Source organism: Sphingomonas aerolata, from assembly GCF_003046295.1.
Classification (GTDB): domain Bacteria; phylum Pseudomonadota; class Alphaproteobacteria; order Sphingomonadales; family Sphingomonadaceae; genus Sphingomonas; species Sphingomonas aerolata.
In genome coordinates this window covers 425,054-444,396 of record NZ_PZZN01000001.1, presented here as the reverse complement: position 1 = coordinate 444,396, position 19,343 = coordinate 425,054, and the positions used below count along the sequence as shown (strand labels likewise).

General features: G+C 64.4%; 14 protein-coding genes. 7 read left to right on the top strand and 7 right to left on the bottom strand.

The genetic code is table 11. From position 1 onward, the window contains the following. The first annotated feature begins 124 nt into the window (after nt 1-124). The 3 genes from C8J24_RS02130 (at nt 125) to C8J24_RS02120 (ending at nt 5,435) form a co-directional block, all read left to right on the top strand. The gene (locus C8J24_RS02130) at nt 125-1,675 is read left to right on the top strand and encodes a GH39 family glycosyl hydrolase (protein WP_338110769.1); all 1,551 of its coding nucleotides are present in this window, start codon (nt 125-127) and stop codon (nt 1,673-1,675) included. A gap of 21 nt (nt 1,676-1,696) precedes the next feature. Further along, nucleotides 1,697-3,253: an alpha-L-fucosidase gene (locus tag C8J24_RS02125; RefSeq protein WP_107929955.1), complete on the top strand. Its 1,557-nt coding sequence runs from the start codon at nt 1,697-1,699 to the stop codon at nt 3,251-3,253. 133 nt (nt 3,254-3,386) lie between these two features. Further along, nucleotides 3,387-5,435 carry a beta-galactosidase gene (locus tag C8J24_RS02120; RefSeq protein ID WP_244180349.1) on the top strand — a complete coding sequence of 683 codons (2,049 nt, stop codon included), beginning with the start codon at nt 3,387-3,389 and terminating at the stop codon, nt 5,433-5,435. A gap of 58 nt (nt 5,436-5,493) precedes the next feature. Here the strand turns inward: C8J24_RS02120 and C8J24_RS02115 are convergent, their stop codons facing one another. The 5 genes from C8J24_RS02115 to C8J24_RS02095 form a co-directional block, all read right to left on the bottom strand. After that, nucleotides 5,494-6,486 carry an SDR family oxidoreductase gene (locus C8J24_RS02115; protein WP_056406115.1) on the bottom strand — a complete coding sequence of 331 codons (993 nt, stop codon included), beginning with the start codon at nt 6,484-6,486 and terminating at the stop codon, nt 5,494-5,496. A gap of 60 nt (nt 6,487-6,546) precedes the next feature. After that, the gene (locus C8J24_RS02110; RefSeq protein ID WP_208620895.1) at nt 6,547-7,842 is read right to left on the bottom strand and encodes a histidine-type phosphatase; all 1,296 of its coding nucleotides are present in this window, start codon (nt 7,840-7,842) and stop codon (nt 6,547-6,549) included. After that, nucleotides 7,842-10,511, bottom strand: a complete 2,670-nt coding sequence (locus C8J24_RS02105) for a TonB-dependent receptor (RefSeq protein WP_107929951.1) — start codon at nt 10,509-10,511, stop codon at nt 7,842-7,844. The genes C8J24_RS02110 and C8J24_RS02105 overlap by 1 nt, the downstream gene beginning before the upstream one ends. A gap of 164 nt (nt 10,512-10,675) precedes the next feature. Further along, the gene (locus C8J24_RS02100) at nt 10,676-11,605 is read right to left on the bottom strand and encodes an AEC family transporter (RefSeq protein WP_107929949.1); all 930 of its coding nucleotides are present in this window, start codon (nt 11,603-11,605) and stop codon (nt 10,676-10,678) included. After that, nucleotides 11,602-13,095, bottom strand: coding sequence for an FAD/NAD(P)-binding protein (locus C8J24_RS02095; protein WP_146163615.1), 1,494 nt, complete (start codon nt 13,093-13,095; stop codon nt 11,602-11,604). The genes C8J24_RS02100 and C8J24_RS02095 overlap by 4 nt, the downstream gene beginning before the upstream one ends. Nucleotides 13,096-13,459: 364 nt before the next feature. On the opposite strand from C8J24_RS02095, the gene C8J24_RS02090 reads away from it, so the two are divergent. Both C8J24_RS02090 and C8J24_RS02085 read left to right on the top strand, forming a co-directional pair. Continuing rightward, the gene (locus C8J24_RS02090; RefSeq protein WP_208620894.1) at nt 13,460-14,614 is read left to right on the top strand and encodes a PQQ-dependent sugar dehydrogenase; all 1,155 of its coding nucleotides are present in this window, start codon (nt 13,460-13,462) and stop codon (nt 14,612-14,614) included. After that, nucleotides 14,611-15,489 carry a hypothetical protein gene (locus C8J24_RS02085; RefSeq protein WP_107929944.1) on the top strand — a complete coding sequence of 293 codons (879 nt, stop codon included), beginning with the start codon at nt 14,611-14,613 and terminating at the stop codon, nt 15,487-15,489. Before C8J24_RS02090 ends, C8J24_RS02085 begins: the two co-directional genes overlap by 4 nt. Before the next feature lie 489 nt (nt 15,490-15,978). Here C8J24_RS02085 and C8J24_RS17255 read toward each other — a convergent pair whose 3' ends face one another. Next, complete coding sequence (locus C8J24_RS17255; RefSeq protein ID WP_128082073.1) at nt 15,979-16,404, bottom strand: hypothetical protein; 426 nt, start codon at nt 16,402-16,404, stop codon at nt 15,979-15,981. 366 nt (nt 16,405-16,770) lie between these two features. Next, entirely contained in the window at nt 16,771-17,295 is a 525-nt protein-coding gene (locus C8J24_RS02075) for an FxDxF family PEP-CTERM protein (RefSeq protein WP_167396671.1), read from the bottom strand. Nucleotides 17,296-17,719: 424 nt separating this feature from the next. Here C8J24_RS02075 and xrtV point away from each other — a divergent pair, with 424 nt between their 5' ends. Next, nucleotides 17,720-18,613 (top strand): exosortase V, encoded by an 894-nt coding sequence (gene xrtV, locus C8J24_RS02070; RefSeq protein ID WP_166746106.1) that lies wholly within the window; start codon nt 17,720-17,722, stop codon nt 18,611-18,613. A 4-nt stretch (nt 18,614-18,617) separates the two neighbouring features. Further along, nucleotides 18,618-19,307 (top strand): exosortase-associated protein EpsI, V-type, encoded by a 690-nt coding sequence (gene epsI / locus C8J24_RS02065; RefSeq protein WP_157840487.1) that lies wholly within the window; start codon nt 18,618-18,620, stop codon nt 19,305-19,307. The last annotated feature ends 36 nt before the right edge of the window (nt 19,308-19,343 follow it).

Here is a 19,343-nt window from a genome sequence, read left to right as displayed (position 1 = left end):
TATTTGTCGGACAAAGCTTGCCCTTCCGCCTGATCGCGCTACCATCACGGCAATTCGTATAAGAACGGGAGCGGGTATGCGGTGGGCGTCGAGCGCGGGAATGGCTGCGTCAATAGTCGTAGCGTTGAGCACTCTGCCGGCTGCAGCGGCCCCCGTTGCCCGTGGGGGCGAACGTCGCGTCGTCATCGATGCCGCCAAGGCGGCAGGTCCGGTCGATCGATCCTTCGACCTGTCGATCGGTTCGGATTTCCCGGGCACGCTGATCCGCAGCGACAGCCAGGCGCAGCTCAAGACCGCGGTCGACGAGCTCGGTTTCCGCTACATCCGCTTCCATGACATCTTCCACGATGTCCTCGGCACGGTGCGCAAGACGGATGCGGGGATCGTCTATGACTGGACGAAGATCGACCAGCTCTATGATGCGCTGCTCGCCAAGAAGATCCGGCCCTTCGTCGAGCTCGGTTTCACGCCCAATGCGATGCGGACCTCGGAGCAGACGATCTTCTACTGGAAGGGCAATACCTCGCATCCCGATCCGGCTTTGTGGCGCGGGCTGATCGATGCCTATGTCCGCCATGTTCGGCAGCGTTATGGCGCCGACGAGGTTCGCCGCTGGTATTTCGAGGTCTGGAACGAGCCCAATCTCGACGGCTTCTGGGAAAAGGCCGACCAGAAGGCGTATTTCGATCTCTATGCGGACACCGCGCGGACGATCAAGGCGATCGATCCGGCGTTGCGGGTCGGTGGGCCATCGACCGCGGGCGCGGCCTGGGTGCCCGAGCTGCTCGCCTTTACGAAGCGGAACGCCGTGCCGATCGATTTCGTGACGACGCACACCTATGGCGTCGAGGGCGGATTCCTCGACGAGGAGGGCAAGCAGGACACCAAGCTGTCGGCGTCCCCCGACGCGGTGGTCGGCGACGTGCGCCGCGTTCGCGAGCAGATCGAGGCGTCGGCCTATCCGGGGCTGCCGCTCTACTTCACCGAATGGAGCACGAGCTACACGCCGCGCGACTTCGTCCACGACAGCTATATCAGCGCGCCTTACATCCTGACCAAGCTGAAGCAGTCGCGGGCCTATGCGCAGGGCATGAGCTACTGGACCTATACCGACCTGTTCGAGGAGCCGGGGCCGCCGCCGACGCCGTTCCATGGCGGGTTCGGGCTGATGAACCGCGAAGGCATCCGCAAGCCGGCCTGGTTCGCGTATAAATATCTGAACGCGCTGAAGGGCCGCGCGATACCCGTGGCGGATGACACGGTGCTCGCCGCCGCCGATGGTCAGCGGATCTCGGCCGTGGTCTGGGACTGGCAACAGCCGGTCCAGACGCTGAGCAACAAGCCCTTCTACACGCGGCAGGTGCCCGCGGCCGCGGCCCGGCCGATCGCGCTGACCTTCGATCACGTGCCCGCGGGGACGTACCGGCTGACCATCCGCCGGACCGGTTATCGCCGGAATGACCCGCTCTCGCTCTATATCGACATGGGTATGCCCGCGTCGCTCGATCCCGCGCAGCGCAAGGGGCTCGAGCAGGCCACGCAGGACCTGCCCGAACAGGCGCGGACCGTTCGGGTCGGTCGCAACGGATCGACGCGCGTCACGGTGCCGATGCGGAGCAACGACATCGCGCTCGTCACGCTGGAACCGGCAGGCATCGCGGGCATCAAACAATAATCGGGCAAAAGGGGAGAAGACATGGCGGGATTTAGCAAGCGCGACGTGCTGGCCGCACCGCTGCTCGGCGCCTTGGGGGTCGGCGCGGCGCGGCTGGGGGCTGCGGCGGCTCCGGCAGGCGCAGCACGCGGCGGCCCGGCAATCCCCGCGGGACGCTTCGATGCGTCGGTCGCCTCGCTCAAGACCTATCAGACGCCCGACTGGTTTCGCGACGCCAAGTTCGGGATCTGGGCGCATTGGGGCCCGCAGGCGGTGCCCCGCCAGGGCGACTGGTACGCGCGCTTCATGTATGTCCCCGGCCACCCGCATTACGAGCATCATCTCAAGACCTACGGCCATCCGTCGGAGCACGGCTATAAGGACCTGCTGCCGTTATGGACCGCGGACCGGTTCGATCCGGACGCGCTGATGGACAAATATGCCGCCGCGGGCGCCAAATACTTCGTCTCGATGGCGGTGCATCACGACAATTTCGACCTCTGGCGTTCCAAGCATCAGCGCTGGAATGCGGTGGCGATGGGGCCGAAGCGCGACGTGGTGGGAGAATGGAAGGCCGCGGCCACGCGGCGCGGGCTGCGCTTCGGCGTGTCCGAGCATCTCGCTGCGAGCTATACCTGGTGGTATCCGAACCAGATGTACGATCAGTTCTGGCCGAAGCTCGGGCAGGACTATGACGGTGTCGATCCCGCCAATGCCGATCTCTATCACGGCAATCGCGACGAGCCCTACCGCAACACGCCGGCCTCCTGGTACACCACGAACGCCGCCTATCAGCGGCACTGGTTCGACCGGATCGTCGATCTGGTCGACAGCTATCAGCCCGACCTGCTCTACTCGGATGGCGGGCTGCCGTTCGGGGCCGTAGGCCGCGCCCTTGTCGCGCATCTCTACAATGGCAGCATCGCACGGCGCGGCCGGCTCGATGCGGTCTATACCTGCAAGAATTCGGGGTCGGGGGAGTTCCACCGCGAGGCGTCGGTCGAGGATGTCGAGCGGGGGGTGCTCAAGGGCATCAACGCGCTGCCGTGGCAGACCGATACGTCGAATGGCGACTGGTTCTTCAACGACCGCCACCCCTACAAGACGACCAGCCAGATCGTCACGATGCTCGCCGATATCGTGAGCAAGAACGGCAACATGCTGCTCAACGTCGTGATGTACCCCGATGGCAGCCTGCCGCCGGAGTCGGAGACGTTGCTCGCCGAACTGGCGCCGTGGATGGCAGTCAACGCGCCGGCGATCCATGGCACGCGGCCCTGGAAGATCTTCGGCGAGGGGCCGACCGAAACCGCCGCGGGCATGTTCTCGGAAAAAGCGGATTACACGCCGCGCGATATCCGGTTCACGACCAATAAGGACCAACTCTTCGCGATCACGCTCGGCGAGCCTGCCGGAACCGTGGCGATCACCGCGCTGGCGCTCGGCAATCCGAACGAGCCGCGCGCGGTGCGGGCCGTCCGCCTGCTCGGCCATCGCGGGCCGATCCGCTTTCGTCAGACCGGGCAGGCGCTGGTGATCGACGTGCCCGCGACACTTCCGACCCGCCACGCCAGCGCGTTCCGGATCGATTTTGCCTGAGCGTCAGGTCCCCGCGTCACCGATCCACGCATTCGCCAGCTTGGCGCAGTACCGGCGCCTCCCGACGGGGGGCACCGCTTCGATAAGGACAACCATCTCCATGCTACGCCGCCGCGCGCGATCCTTCGCCCTGATGTTGACCCTTGCAACGGCCGCGCCGGCGCTGCTCGCGGCTCCTGCGGGCGCGCAGAGCGCCGCCGGCCATCCCGGCTGGCCCGGCAAGGGGCAGCTGTTCGTCGGCACCTGTTATCAGCCCGTCGACCGCAGCCCGGCGCAGATCACCAGCGATATCGCGGTGATGAAGGCGGCCGGGTTCAACATGGTCCGGGTGGGGGATCTGGCCTGGGACTATTTCGAACCCGAAGAGGGGCGGTTCACCTTCGAGCGCTTCGACGATGTGCTGCGTCAGATGCAGGCGGCGGGCATCCGGGTCATCGTCGACATTCCGGGCCAGCCGGCGCCGATCTGGCTGCACAAGCGCTATCCCGGCGTCGACATCGTCACGCAGGACGGGGTGCGGGTCAACGCCGCCTCGCGCTACTGGGACAATATCAGCGATCCCGATTATCGCCGCCTCGCCGGTCGGCTCGCCGAGCGGATGATGCAGCGTTATGCCAAGCATCCCGCGGTGATCGCGCTGGGCTATGACAATGAGATCGGCAATGGCCAGATGTCCTATTCGGCGGCGGACCGGGATCGGTTTGTCGTCTGGCTGAAGCAGAAATACGGGACGGTCGACGCGCTCAACACCGCATGGGCGACGCAGCGCTGGTCCCGCCGGATCGGTGACTGGGATCAGGTCGACCTCCCCTATGGCCGGGGTCCGGGGCCCAATGAGCGCTATCTCGACCTGCGCCGTTTCTGGTCGGACGACACGATCGGCGCGCTGAAGGACCTCGAATCGATCCGCAAGCGCTTTGCCCCGAACCTGCCGGTCGCATCGAACTTCTGGCCGACCGCAGGGACCAAGGGGTTCGATTATCTCCGCTCCTGGGAAGATGTCTCGACCTATGGTGCGCAGGGATTTTATCCCGGCGACCCGCTCGGTGCGGGGTTCGAGGTCATGATGAACCGGGCCGGGCACCAGACGCCGGTCTGGTTCAATGAGTTCACTGCCGGAGGCGGAGGCTATTACGGCACACCCGGGCGGTCGCGGATGTGGGCGTATTTCGGGCTGCTGCATTATGCACAGACGGTCCTCGCCTGGACCTTCAATTCTCATCTCGGCGGAGAGGAGCAGGCCTTGTTCGGGCTGGTCGACCATGACGACCGGCCGTCGTGGAAGGTCGGCGAATTCGCGCAGATCGCGCGCGAGTTCCGTCAGCTCCAAACGATGGGTTTCCCCCGCTACGACCCGCCACAGGTCGCGGTGCATTATTCGTTCGACACGATGTGGCTGACCAGCCCGCCGCCCGGGCCGAACACCACACCCGAATATTTCAAGACCGACTACACGACGGCGGTGAAGGCGGCCTTTGCGCCGCTCTACCGGGACAATATCGACGCGGCGGTGATCGATATCGGCCACGACCCGATCGACAGCTACAAGCTCGTCATCGTGTCGAGCGCGTATCTGGTCGATGCGAAGATCGCGGCGGCGCTACGGGGTTACGTCGAGCGCGGCGGCACGGTCGTCATGACGGGCTATTCGGCGAAGGTGGATGCGACCGGGAAATGGTTCGGCACGCCCCTGCCGGGCGGCATGACCGACGTGTTCGGGCTGCGGACCAACGCCTTCTACCGGTCCGAACAGCCGCTGCGCGTCCGCTTCGAGGGCCGCGAACTTAGTGGCACCGACCCCTATTACGAGGTGCTCGAGCCGAGCACGGCAAAGGTCCTGGCGCGGTTCGAGAACACGCCCGACAAGAGCCCGGCGATCACCGTCAACACATTCGGCAAGGGGCAGGCGATCTATCTCGCGACCGCGGCGCAACCTGGGTTGATCGACCCGCTGATCCGGTCGCTCTACGCCAGGCTGAAGATACGGACGGGACCGGCAACCCCCGACGGTGTGGTTGCGCGCACGGTCGAGGGGCGGACGCTCTACGTTAATACCACGCCCGGTGCGCTGAGCGTGGCGATGCCCGGCGCGAAGTCGGGTACGGCCCGCGACGTCCTCACGGGGCGGAAGCTGCCCGGCGCGCTCGACCTCGCGGGCTATGGCGTCGCCCTGGTCGAGTAAGGGGCGTCGCGCTGGGGGCTCGAGGCTGATGCTTCGAGCCCCAGAGCGACAACACTCGTCAGGCGGGCTGGCCATTGCCGCCGGTCGACCCGAAGATCTGCCCGGTCGAATAGCTGAGCGACGGATCAGCCGCTGCGACATAGAGCGCGGCGATCTCGGCCGGCTGGCCCGCACGCGCCATCGGCGAATCGCCGCCGAAGCTGCGCAGCTTTTCAGGCGTCGCGCCGCCGCTGACCTGCAACGGTGTCCAGAACGGGCCCGGCGCGACCGCATTGACGCGGATCCCGCGGCTGGCGACCTGCTTGGCCATGCTCTTGGTGAAGTTCAGCACCGCCGCGCGGGTGAGTGCATAATCGACGATGTCGGGCGACGGGTTGCCGGCCTGCTCCGAAGAGGTGTTCACGATCACCGCGCCTGCACCCATCCGCTCGAGCGCGGCCTTGGTCAGCCAGAATGGCGCATAGACGTTGGTCTTCATCGTATCGTCGAAATCCTGGCTCGAGATATCGGCGATGCCAGGGCGGGTCTGCTGGCGCGCGGCATTGTTGACGAGGATGTCGAGCCCGCCAAGCTGTTCGGCGGCCTGCTGCACCAGCTTGCGGCAGAAGCGTTCGTCACGCAGGTCGCCGGGAATCGCGACGGCCTTGCGTCCCTCCGCCCGGATCAGCGCGACGACCTCGCGCGCGTCGGGTTCTTCGGCCGGCAGGTAGTTGATCGCGACGTCCGCGCCCTCGCGTGCATAGGCGATCGCCGCAGCACGCCCGATCCCGCTATCGCCACCGGTGATCAGCGCCCGCTTGCCGGTCAGCTTGCCCGACCCCTTGTAGCTCGTCTCGCCATGATCGGGCCGCGGTGTCATCTTCGATGCAAGACCCGGCCAGGGCTGACGCTGGACGGGATAGGGCGGCTTGGGATAGGCGGCAGCGGCCGGCGTCGGTGCGGCGGCGGGCTTGCCGCCACCCTGCGCCGCGGCGGCAACGGTGGTCGCGGCGAGCGCGCCAGCGGTGACGGCGGCGCCCGACACGAAGGTGCGGCGTGTTGGATCGGTCATGGTTCAGCTCCCGGGATGCGTGACATCCAAAGCGCCAAGTGACTGTGTCTGTTCCGGATCCTACCGAGATTGTTTCAGGGGGCGCACCGCGGGTTGCAGGGGTGCCAAGCGTGATGCGAGCAGCCGTTCGAACGTCGCGGCGGAACATAGCGGACCAGCGCACTTAGGGATCTCGAGCGCCACGACCGACGCCGATCGTCCGAGCGCTCGAAGCGTCGCAGGCGACTGCGTGCGGTAGGACGCGCGCACGAACCGCGCGCCGGTCGGCACGTCACGCAGGCGCTCGAACAGCAACGCGCCGCCGGGCGGAACGTCGTTGGTCGCATAGCCGGGCGCCGTCAGGTCGAGGCGCAGCGCCGCGGCCAGTGCGGTAACGTTGGTGTCGTGACCCATCAGCACCGTCAGCCGCGGTCCCCCTGCCGACAATGAGGCCAGCACGTCGCGGCCGAGCACCGCGGTTTGATGGGCAGCCATGTAGGGCGGACGTGTGAACACCGCGAACAGCGCAGCGTGCAGCGCGCCGAACTGTTTCAGGGTGGCAGGATCGACGCGGCCCCAGCCGACGCTTGTGCGCGGCAGCCCCTCGACTTCCTGCAGCAACAGTACCTGCGCGATACCGGACGCGGCGCGGATCGGCCCGGCGAGGACGAGGTCGTGGCCGTCTGCGCTCGCGGTGACGGCTGGCGTGTCAGCGGACAGGCATCCGCGTGGCGTCGGCGAGCACCCGAGCACCTGATCGAGCCGGGTCAGCGCGGCGCGATGACGGCGGGCGAGGGCGGCCATCCCGCCGGTGTCCCGGTTGATCGAGACAATCGCCGCCGCCGGGTCGAACGCGGTCGCCCTCGCGCGCAGCGGTTCGAACGTCGGATCGACGGTGCCGAGCGGCTGATGCTCGACGTCGAGCGTGCAGCCGGGCGCAAAGCCGTCCGCATAGGCCCTGCCGCTGGCGATCGTCCGGTCCGACGTATTGGACCTGATCCGGACACCAGCCCCCGGGCAGCCTTTCGCCGTCAGCAGTCCGTGTGCCGCGAGCAGGCGCCGGTCATACGCCGCGACCCGCTCGAGCGCGCGTACACCGTGCGCGGTGATCCGGCTTTCCGCCACCGGCCATCGCGGCCAGGGGGCACCGGTCCGGGTGTTCGGCGGCACCTCGCCGTCGAGCGGTGCGCGGATGCCGTGGCGCATCACCAGCACCGCCCGCTCGACGACCAGCGCGCGCTTCGGCGCGGCGAGCGCGACGTGTCCGAGCAGCAACCCTGCGGCCACGCCCAGGATCGCGAGCGCTCCTGGCTTGAGCCGCGGCATCGCCCGCTGCGTCGTCGCGCTCCACACCAGGGTGGCGGCTGCCGGGATCATCAGAACTGCGCCCGCACGCCGAACAGGATCGTGCGGCCGTAATTGTTGATCTCGCCGAACTGGATCTCCTTGTCGTTATAGCTGTAGCTGTTGGCGTTCGCGATGTTGATCGCCTCGACGCTGAAGGTCAGGTCGTCCGTGGCGCGGACCGAGATATTGCCGTCGAGCGATCCGAACGCGGCCACATAGGTCGGCACCTGCGTGGTGCTGCCGATCCCCGCCAGATATTTGTCGCGCCAGGTATAGGAAATGCGCGCCGCCAGCGGCCCCTTGTCGTAGAAGCCGACCACGTTGAAGCTGTTCTTCGACAGACCGATCAGCTGGCCCTTGATCGGTCGCGCGCCGGCGGTGTAGCTCGCCTCGACCGAGGTGTGCGTATAGGATGCCTGGACGCCGAGGCCGTCGAACGGCGCGGGCAGGAAGGTGAACACCTGGTTATAGGCCGCCTCGGCGCCATAGACCTTGGCACTGCCGCCATTGACCTGCGTACTCAGCAGCACCGTGCCGCGCCCCGGAATCTCGACGTTGATGTTCTGCGCGGTGATGTAATCGTCCATCGCCTTGTAGAACAGCGCGCCGGTCAACGAGCCGGACCGGTTGAAGTACCATTCGAGCGATCCGTCGAACTGGGTCGCGAGGAACGGCTGCAGCGCAGGGTTGCCGCCGCTTGCGGTCGGCTGGTCGGTCGACACGCTGATCTGCGGTGCGCTCTGCGTCACGTTCGGCCGGGTTAGGACGCGGCTCGCGCCCAGCCGTCCGACCATATCGCGCGTCAGCTCGGCGCGCAGGTTGAAGCTCGGCAACCAGTTGCTGAACGTCTGTGGGAAGCTTGCCGGTGTCGCTACGCTGCCGGTGGTCAGCGTGCCGCTCGCCACCTGGTCGGTGTGGACATAGCGTACGCCCACATTGCCGCTGACCGCGACGCTGCCGACCGGGAAGGCATAGTCGGCACGGACATAGCCGCCCGCGGTCTTTTCCGTCACGACATAGGAGGCGCGCAGGTCCCCCGCCGACAGCGGGCTGTTGGCGATCGCCGCGGTGAACAGCTGGTCGTAGAAGACGCTCGTGATCGGAACGAGCCAGGTTCGCGGGATGTTGCCGTCGACGCCCGACAGGAAATTGTCGAACAGGATCTGCTCATAGCCGTTCGGTGCGAAGCTGGTCAGCGACGTGTTGGCCGCCGGGTTCACCGTGAAGTCACGGCGGCGGTAGTCGCGCTTGCGCCAGTGATATTCGCCGCCGGCCGCCAGTTTGGTGACGAAGCCGTCCATCTCGTGATCGACGTCGAGCCGGCCGTAGGTGTCCCAGTCCTTGCTGTTCTTGGGCGCGATATTGAACGGGTAGAGCGTATAGCTGGCGGGATCGAGCACGTTGACCGGGGTGGAGAGCGACGGTGCGACCTTGTACCCGCCTGACGAGTCATAGCTGAGCGGCGCGAAGAACTGGATACGGCTGCGCACCGTGCCCTCGGCGTAGCTCGGATGATAGCTGTGCGCGAACGACCAGTTGGCGTTGGCGACGACATGCCAGCCCTCGGGCGTCCAGGCCTGTTTCAAGCCGATCGAGATCAGGTCGTGGCGGTTGAGGCTGTATTCGCGCGTGCCCATGAAGCGCACGTCGTTGATCGTCGCTGCCACCACCGTATTGCCGTCGAGCTTGACCGAACCGGGCACCAGCACCGGCTTGTGCCCCGCGACGCTGGCATCGTCTGGATAGATGTCCAGCCCATATTCGTCATAGGCGATGTCGAGCCGCGTCGCGAGCACGTCGAGCGTCGTTTCCAGCTCGGGGCTGGGCTTCCACTGCGCCGAGATCATGCCCGACAGCCGCTTGCGATCCTCCGTCTCCACCGTCGGCCGCGTGCGCCCCGGCGTGTAGAAGCCGGTGCCGAGTGCCGAGGCGAATTTGTCGAGATACCAGCCGGTATTGTACGACCGGTCGTTGCGCACTTCCTTGCCCCAATATTGCGCGGCGGCGAGGATGCCGAACGTACCGTCTTCGGTCGCAGCACTCGTCAGCACGGTGGCGTTCGGTTTTACCTTGTCGGTCAGCGTGGTGTAGGTGCCGCGGAGATTGACGGTGGTCTTGGTACCGACGTCGAGCGGACGGAACGTCTTCACGTCGATATTGCCGCCAAGCGCGCCCTCGGTCATGTCCGAGGTCGGCGTCTTGACCACGTCGATCTGTGAGACGAACTCGGCCGGCAACATCTCGAACCGGAACTGGCGCCCGTTCGCACCGCCATTCTCGATCAGGTCGTTGATCGCCACCGGGCGACCGTTGAGCAGCGTGCTCTGAAACTGCGGCCCGAGCCCGCGGACGCTGACGTACAACCCCTCGCCACGCGGACGGGTGATGGTGACGCCGGGGACAAGCTGGAGCGCTTCCGCGACATTCTGCGCCGGAAACTTGCCGATGTCCGTGGCATTGATCGCGTCGACCCCGTAGCCGGCCTGCCGCTTGGTTTCGGTCGCGGCGGCCAGGCTCTCCGCATAGGAGCCGGTGACGACGATATCCCCGGTGGTATCGGCGGCAGCATCCGCGGCAGGTGCCTGCGCGGCCGCGCCGGGCGCACGGGCGTCGGTCTGCGCACGGGCTGACTGGGTGGCGCCCAGGGCAGCCAAGGTAAGCGGCAGCGTTGCCCAAAGCAGGCGCGAGTTATGCAACATGTCGTGTGGTCCCCCCTCCGAACCATCCGGTCCGGACGAGCGGTGCTTAGGCGGCGCCCATTGCAGTTTGGCGGCCTGGTCGTTTCACGCTCGTTACGATTTCGCGTTGGAATTATTGCTAAATTGACATGCCGAGGGTCTCTCGCGCTGGTCCGAGGCACCGCCTAAGTGGGTATCGCCGAATGAAATAAGCCGACGACCAGCAGGACGAGCACCAGCGAGACCGCGCTCGACAGTGCGACGAGGACGGCTGCGGCCTTGCGGTTCGAATCGAGCAGGGTCGCGAACAGCGTGACGTTGCTCGCGATCGGGAACAGCGCGATCAGCCCGACGATGACGCGGTCGCGGGGTGCGAGGATGCCGATGAACGCGGCTTCGAGCGCAAGTGCGGTGGCAATCAGCACGAGTCCGCTGGCCTGCCTGACGCCGAGGATCCGCGTCATCAGGCGGGGCCGCCAGTCGTCGCGGCCAGTCTCGGCAAGGTTGAGGCCGATGACGGCCATGCCGAGAACCGACACCAGCGTACCCGCGACCGACAGGATCGGTGACGCCGCCTCGGGCATCGTAACACCCGCCGACTTTGCAATGATCGCGCCGACGATCACATAGACGACGGGGACGCGCAGCGCCTTGGTCGCGGCCTTGCGCGTACCCTCCTTGGTCCGCGCGATCAGGAAATAGCCGATCGTGTCGCCGTACAGCGCGCTGCCGATATAGGCGCAGATCACCGTCGAGACGCCGACCTCGCCGAACAGCGCCTGGCTGACCGGCACGCCGAAGAACGCGACGTTGAAGAACGAGAAGGAGGCCGACAGCAATTTGGGGTCGAAATCGTCGCCGAGCCGCTTGGCCAACCGGTGGGCAGGGATGCTCATCAGCGCGGCGACCGTGAACATCAGCGGGGGGATCACGAGCAACTGCTGCGTTTCCGCACCGAGCACCTTGTCGATGACCAGCAACGGGATGAGGCCGAAGACGAGGATGGTTGAGAACAGCTTCGCCGCCCAGGGCACACGCGCCCCGACGCCCCAAGCGAGCAGGATCACGCCATAAAGCGGCAGCAGTGCCGCCGCGATGTTGCCCAGCGCGCTCATTGCTGGCGCAGGATATCGTCGATCGCGCGGCCCGCGCACTCGACGTTGAACCAGACCGCGTTGGTGTCGCGCAACTCGCCGTTGAGCAACTGGCCGAGTGCGTAGATGCGTGGTGCGTCACGCGAGGCCGATATGATCCGGCAGGTCGCGCGGTGGGCGATGGCACCACCGACCGGGTGTGGTTGCAGCCAGTCCTTGGCGAGCAGATCCTTGACGAGCAATTCCTTCATCTCGGCGAGGGTGGTCGCCTGGCCGGTGGCGTTGACGACGACCGGCGCCTCGAGCGTATCGCCCGTCGTGAACCGGACGACGAAGCCGCTGCCGGTCGGGCTGGCGACGGTTTCATCGACCCGCCCGCGGACGTTGAGCTGCCCGCGCGTCATCGCATCGGCGAGGCGCCGTGCGTTCACCATCGGCGTGACGAACCGCGCCGCGGCGAAATGCGGCGCCAGCCATTGTCCGAACCGTTTCTGGTCGGCGGGTCGCAACAGGTTCCAGATCGCGGTGGAATCATGGCGGGCGGCGGTCAAGATGCGCTGGAACGGCTCGTCGCCGGCCTCCGCGGCGGCGATGTCGTGCAGCAGTGCTGCTTGGGCGTCGCCGTCGGCACGATCCTCGGCCTGCCAGTCGATCGTTCGTCCCGCGGCAGTCTCGGCCTCGATGCGGAAGAGGCGGAACAGGTCCACGACCGAGAAGGCGGCGCCGCGTTCGCGGATACGCCGGTGAACGTTTTCTAGCGTGAGATGCTGACGGTCATACCCCGTCTCGGGCGCGGGAATTTCGACCCGCGGCAGCAGGCCTTCCTTCGAAATCAGGTGGATATGTCCGCGGTGCCCTTCGTCGAGCAGCGTCATCACCGCGTCGATCGCGCTGAGGCCGCTTCCGAGGATGACAACGGACTGATCGCTGTCGATCCCCCTGGTCATGCGGTCCGCGGGGTAGGGCGAATCGAAATAGCCGGGCTTGCCGTTCAGGGTGCCGAACCGGTCGGGATCGGGCGTGCCGATCGTCAGAAGAACGACGTCCGTCGCGACCGTCGATCCGTCCGAGAACGTGATGGTCGCCGCATCATGGTCGCCCTCGATGCTGACGGCTTCCTGATGGTGGATACGGACGTCGATCCCCGCGCGCCGGGCCTGGTCGAGCGCCTGGTCGAGGACCTCCTGCATGTAGAGGCGATATTCACGGCGCTCGGGGTATTCGACGCCATCGGGATCGAGCGGCGTCCCGGCTGCCGCGCGCCGTGCCTCGAGCCAGGTCCGGAAGTGACCCGGCTCGCGGTCATAGAGCCCCATGAGACGGGATTCGGTGTTCAGGCGATGCCCCGGCTGTTCAGTGCCGAACGCCAAGCCGCGTGCAAGCTCGTCGTCCCGCTCGACCAGATGGATGATCCATCCGTCGCCCGGGTCATAGCATAGTCGCGTGACGGCTTCGGCGAAGGCGGCGACGCCACAGGCACCCATGCCGATAATAGTCAATGTTTTCGGCATGATATCCCATTCGCTGACGAACGGCGACAACGCTCGGGCGCTATATGGTGCCACGGCCGAGATGAAAATTTTGTCATGTCGGCGGCGCCTCGTTCCGGCGGTGGTTCGGTGGCTTCGCCGGCGTGACTGAGGGGCGTTGCCGAGGAAAGCGGTCACGACGTCGCGAAATTAATCCGCGGCGCTGGTAGCCTCATGGATATCGTTGATTGTGAGAGGGTTACACTCTTGTCATGTTCCCGGAGACATTATGAGGACGATCCTTGCCGCCGTCAGCGCATTGGGTTTGGCAGCTGGCGCGATGGCCCAGACCCCACCGCCGGTGCTGGGTCTGAAGACGCAGGCCGAGCCCTAAGCGACTGCGTCCGTGGTCAACCATCCCAAGACGATCGGCTGGCCCGACGGGCGCAAACCCGTGGCGCCGCGGGGGTATGAGGTCATCAAGTTTGCGGGCGGTCTGGACTATCCGCGCCAGGCGCTGCTGCTGCCCAATGGCGATATGCTGGTCGCGGAGGCGCGCACGAAGCCCAAACTGGATGCCGAGCCCGACGTCGAGCGTGGCCAGGCGCTGTCGAAGACGACGGGCTTCAGCGCCAACCGTATCACCCTGTTGCGCGACGCGGACCGCGACGGAGTCGCGGAACAGCGTTTCGTGCTGATCGAGGGGCTCAATCAGCCGTTCGGGATGCAATATGCGAACGGGCGGCTTTACGTCGCCAATACCGACGGCGTCGTCAGCGTTCCGTTCTCGTCCGGCCAGACGCGGGTGACCGCAGCGCCGCAGCCGCTCGTGTCGCTGCCCGCGGGGGGCTACAACAATCATTGGACGCGCAACCTGTTGCTGAGCCCCGATGCGCGGACGCTGTACGTATCGGTCGGTTCCGCCTCGAATGTCGGCGAGCATGGCATGGACGAGGAGAAGCGACGAGCGGCCATCCTCGCGATCGATCTGCGTACCGGGCGCGAGCGTCTCTACGCGTCGGGGCTCCGAAACCCGGTCGGCATGGCCTGGGCGCCTGGTACGAACACTTTATGGGCTGCGGTCAACGAACGCGACCAGCTCGGCGACGATATCGCGCCCGACTATCTCGTCGGCGTTCGCGACGGCGGGTTCTATGGATGGCCTTACAGCTATTACGGCAAGCAGGATCCGCGTCACGCCAATACCAAGCGCGAGTTGCTGGCGACGACGTTGCTTCCCGATGTTGCCGTCGGGCCCCATGCCGCGGCGCTGGGCGTGGCGTTCGCCAAGGAAACGTCCGCCGCGCAACAGGTCGCCTATGTTGCGCGGCACGGATCGTGGAACCGGTCCGCGTTCATCGGCTATGACGTCCTCGCGGTCCCCTTTGCCAATGGCAGGCCGACCGCCGCGCCGCAGCCGTTCCTGACGGGGTTCGTTGCGAACGAGAAGACGGGCGAAGTCTATGGTCGACCGGTGAGCGTGCAGACGCGCGATGATGGCGCGATCTTCGTCGTCGACGATGCCGGGGATACCGTCTGGCTGGTGCGACGCACCGCGTGACCGCCAAGGCGCTGATCGTTCTGGCGGCGATGTGTGGGTGTTTCGACGCGTCCCGGGTGTCGGCGCAGACCGTGCCGTTCATCGATACCGAAGACGCGACGCTGTCGGAGGTCGATGTCGGCGACGGGACGGTCCATCCGATCGTCACGGTCGACGTCCGCAACGGCGATTATGCGCGCGGCGCCTATGACGACGATGATGCCGGCCTCGCCAGGGTCCCGGTCCATCTCTCGGTCGGTGGTGCCGCCGTGCTGACGCGCCGCGCGGACGGGCAGGGGACCTTGTTTCTGGTTGGGCAAAGTTCGAACGGCTTTCACGCACCGCGCGCCGATGAGCGGTCGCGCCCGCGCAGTTGGTATGAAAGCAACACGATCGTCGCTCTTTCATGGCGGCCTGTCGATGGGCTCTCCGCCGCGGCGGCCTATGCCATTAAGGCCAGCCCCAACGGGGTGGCGAACACGACTCACGAGGCCAGCCTGACGATCGTCTACACCGGCGATAACGCAGTGGGATTTCTCGCGCCGCGTTTCGCCGCGACGAAGCGGACCAAAGGCGAGGGGGGCTTCTACACGATCGCCGGCATCGCCCCCGCCTTTGCGCTGACACGCGCAAAAGACGGTCCGACGCTCACGATGCCGGTCTCGGCCGGCGTCGGCTGGCGCGGCTTCTATGCAGCGGACAGCGGCGACAGGGTATATGGCAGCGCCGGGGTGGCGGTCGCGCAGCCCGTCAAGATCGCTGGTGCGGCGGCATCGTTGCAGGGCGAAATCCTTGCCGAGGTCCGTGACCATCAGCTGGCCCGGCTCGACGCTCCCGGTGGCACGACCGCCGATGTCGTGCCCTTGGCGACCCTGTCGATCACCATGGCCTGGTGACTTCCGCGCGCAAGCGGTTGCCGCCTCCCATTTTGGCGGCGAGGCTCGGGCGCCCTTTTCACGGGTGAAGGCTCCGAGAGCGTCAGTGCATCATCATACGCGCAGCAAATTGAAATTCACAATTTGCGGTTAATGCACTTTAAACCGCTTGCAGTCGCAATTACGAAATGAATTTGCTGCATATGTCTCCTTGTCGAAAGACAGACACTTTTTCAATGAGGGGGATTCACATGCGCTACTGGCCAATCGGCAAGCCCATCAGGGGCTAAACAGTCAACAGCCTGTGCTTTTATATTTTTTAATTAACGCATCCTGCACGGCATAATGCAATGCGTTACTAGAGAAATAGTAAGGCGTACAGCAATGATGACTGGCAAATATTGTCATGAATAAAATCATGAGCCAATTTGCGATATTGGAATACCGTGAAGCCCTATAACGGCTGAACTCGAAAATGCCCGGCTTTCCAAGCCGGGCATTTTTTTGCCATCAAGACCTGGCCATAGCCTTTACCGGCATCTCAAAGGTGAAGGCCCGAGGAACAAGCCCAAGTACTTTTACAGCCTTTTGCATGGCTTCGTTATGCGTCGATATCGTGAAGTGGATTTCGGTGAACCAACCGTTCAGATGAGTTTTCCGAAATCGCGATAGCACGGCAGCAAAGGCTGCGGGAGCGGTAGGCGAACCCCACGCGAACGTGATCGTGAGCGTTCGATCATCATGGTCCTCGCCCCAATTGATACCGCCAACGCACGTTCCGCTTTCGTCAAAAGCCAGAATTGCGGGATGATCCCATTTGCATGGGGGATATCTCAGCCAGCCATTCTGCTGATGATCAACACCCGCGGCGTAGGCCGCTCTCAGGCCTTCTTTGCTGTGCGCAAGTTTGGTAACATGCTCCAACCGTAAACTCATGTTACAGCTCTCCGCCTGTACTTGAGGATCTAGAGATCGCAGAACTGCGCACACGGGTGCTCATTGCCAATCGCAGCCGCCTCTGTGGCTGGGAGCGGTTGTCGACCGATGGGTGCCGATACCAGGCCTCGTGCTCGGTAACTGGTGACATCCATTCAGGCGCGTTCGCGATCTCGGAGTTTGTGCCTTTGGGCGCAGCATGGACCATCCCGCCTGCCCAAGTATCGATCAACGGCGCTGGTCGCGCCGCATGGATCCTTTCGTCGACCCGTCCGCGCGGTAGACTAAACAAAAACAGCCGCCAACCTCGAAAGGTTGACGGCTGCCTTCACACAGATGGGCACTGGGACCAGCTGTGAAATGCGCTTAGGCGAATGCGATCTTCGCCTGGCGACGACGAACGCGCATCGATGCGCCGATGCCGCCGATACCGAACAGCATGATTGCCCAGGTACCAGCCTCGGGAACTGCCGAAGGCTCAAAGGTTGCGGTGCCGGCATAGGAGCCGTTGCCACGCGACATGCCGTTCACGACAATCTTGTTCGTCGCACCCGAGGTGATCGCGACGTTGTTGATCTCGAAGAACTCGGCGTTGCCGACGATGGTCTTCGTGGCTGCGAAGCCATTGATGAACACCGACAGGATGTCGAGATCGGTCGAGCTCGTCAGGCGCGTGGTGTTCGTGCTCAGCGTGCCGCTGGCCAGACCAGTCTGATCGATGATGAAGTTGAAGGTATCCGTGAACATGCCCGACGCAATGCCCGAACGACCGAAGTCTGCCGAAACAGTACCGTCCGTGATGTCACCGCTTACGGTGAACTCGGGGTTGCCCGGAACGAAATCCGCTGCGTGAGCTGCAGGGGCCATCGCGAAAGCCGATGCGAATGCCATGGTCGAGAGTAGTAGACGCTTCATGATGGTTCCCTCTATTTGATACTTAACAAGCTGTTACCGGGGGGCATGGCGATTCGCAAACCGATATAACGCTGAGATTTCCCCATGATCTCAATAATGTCCAAGTTTGGGACAATCGGCCTTCCTTCGTCGCAGACGGGGCCGGAAGGCACGTTCCGCTTCGAGCACCGCTAGGCCTCATGCTCTCCTGGGGGGCGGCCCCCAGGCAGCCGGAAAGCGCGGTTTCGGCGCATGGGCGCGCGCTGCTTGATAGGGGTGGTATGGCCTCGCCTTGTCCCGGGGCGATACGGGTGGCCTATCAATGGTGCGGGCGATGGCATTCTCGGCGATCGTGGCGATGGCTTTGAATATTGGGTAAAAGACGCTAGCTTTACCGCTCATAAGTCGTCGGGAGAAATGCGTGATACGGGTAGAGGCGCGGCCGCAGCCAAGCGGGTCGTGGACTGACGTCGGTAGCGGCCTGGCGCGCTGGACAGCGCGGTGGTGGCCGCTTCTGATAGGATTGGCGTGCCTCATCCTGCCGACGCTGAGCCGGCTGGCGACCGTCAGCTGGTCCACCGAACAGGGCGCGCACGGGCCCATTATCTTCATTTCCGCGCTGTGGCTGATCTGGCGCGCGCGGCCGTGGGAGGTCGCCAAGCGCCAATCCTTCCTTCCTGTCGGCTTGCTGCTGATCCCCGCGCTGCTCCTCTATTCCGTAGGGCGAATTACCAGCATCTTGGCGATCGAGGCCTTGTCCCTCTACACCGTGATCGTAGTATTATTATGGACTTATCTCGGTAAGGAGGCGCTCAAGAGGCTGTGGTTCCCCTTGGTGTACCTGCTGTTCATCATCACGCCGCCGGAGAACTGGGTTTTCGTCGCTACGCGTCCTATCAAGGACTTGATCTCCGATGCTTCCGTAAACTTGCTGGCTGCATTCGGTCTTCCCATCGGGAGTACCGGAACGGTCATCCAGATTGGCGGATATCAGTTGCTGGTCGCAACGGCGTGTTCCGGGATAAATTCCCTGATCGGTATCTGTGCGTTGGGCGTTTTCTATGTCTATCTGCGGCATGGCAATGCGCCGCGCTACGCGCTCTTGCTGATATCGCTGATGATACCATTGGCTATAGCGGCAAACTTTCTGCGTATCATCATCTTGGTGCTAATGACCTATTACATCTCGGAAGAGGCCGCGCAGGGCCTGGCGCACGAGCTGGTCGGCATGGGCATGTTTATCCTGGCATTGCTTATGCTGCTGGGACTGGATGCGGTGCTGCATCCTATTGTTTCACGTTGGGCCCGAAAGTAACGACATGACAATCGCTCGATTTACTCGACGAGAAGCTGCCCTGGGTCTCGCCTTCGGCATAACCGCAGGCGTCACCTATGCTCGACGCCCTACCGAGCTCGTCGTTGCCATTCCTTCCGGAAACCTGAACGACGCCATTCCAAAGCAAGCAGCACCTTGGGCGATGGTGCCGGATGTCAGCTTTGTTCTACCCCCCGAGGATGAAGCGAAAGCGGCAGCCGTCTATGAGAAGCAGCTGATGCGCAGTTACGGTGCCGATGGCGCTCCGCCTATCATGCTTTTGATCGCCTATGCGTATCGGCAGAGCGGCATGCTGATGGTGCATCGTCCTGAGTCCTGCTACCCCGGATCCGGTTTCACGATCACCGATATACGAGACGTGGATATTCCCCTGGGCAAAGGCATCAGTGCACCAGGGCGCTTCCTAACGACCGTGCGCGATACCCGTACAGAGCAGGTTCTTTATTGGACTCGACTGGGGAATCGTTTTCCGGTGTCGTGGGACGATCAGCGACGGTCCATCGCAATGCAGAACCTGGCCGGCCTTGTCCCAGATGGGGCGTTGATACGATTTTCGATCATCGATCCGGATGCCAAGGCTGCAGAGGCAACCATGATGGGCTTCGCGAAAACGTTGTTCGAGTCCTGCGGCGCCTCCGGCCGCGCACTTCTCGCTGGTCCGATCAACGCATAGGCGATGAGGGTCGCAAGGCACTGAATATATCGTCAA

Bases quoted from the DNA above. Each gene is read 5' to 3' on its own strand.
- C8J24_RS02115 (WP_056406115.1), bottom strand. From the start codon at position 6,486: ATGACCGATCCAACACGCCGCACCTTCGTGTCGGGCGCCGCCGTCACC.
- epsI (WP_157840487.1), top strand. From the start codon at position 18,618: ATGACAATCGCTCGATTTACTCGACGAGAAGCTGCCCTGGGTCTCGCC.
- C8J24_RS02125 (WP_107929955.1), top strand. From the start codon at position 1,697: ATGGCGGGATTTAGCAAGCGCGACGTGCTGGCCGCACCGCTGCTCGGC.
- C8J24_RS02100 (WP_107929949.1), bottom strand. From the start codon at position 11,605: ATGAGCGCGCTGGGCAACATCGCGGCGGCACTGCTGCCGCTTTATGGC.
- C8J24_RS02110 (WP_208620895.1), bottom strand. From the start codon at position 7,842: ATGATCCCGGCAGCCGCCACCCTGGTGTGGAGCGCGACGACGCAGCGG.
- C8J24_RS02095 (WP_146163615.1), bottom strand. From the start codon at position 13,095: ATGCCGAAAACATTGACTATTATCGGCATGGGTGCCTGTGGCGTCGCC.
- C8J24_RS17255 (WP_128082073.1), bottom strand. From the start codon at position 16,404: ATGAGTTTACGGTTGGAGCATGTTACCAAACTTGCGCACAGCAAAGAA.
- C8J24_RS02105 (WP_107929951.1), bottom strand. From the start codon at position 10,511: ATGTTGCATAACTCGCGCCTGCTTTGGGCAACGCTGCCGCTTACCTTG.
- C8J24_RS02075 (WP_167396671.1), bottom strand. From the start codon at position 17,295: ATGGCATTCGCATCGGCTTTCGCGATGGCCCCTGCAGCTCACGCAGCG.
- C8J24_RS02120 (WP_244180349.1), top strand. From the start codon at position 3,387: ATGTTGACCCTTGCAACGGCCGCGCCGGCGCTGCTCGCGGCTCCTGCG.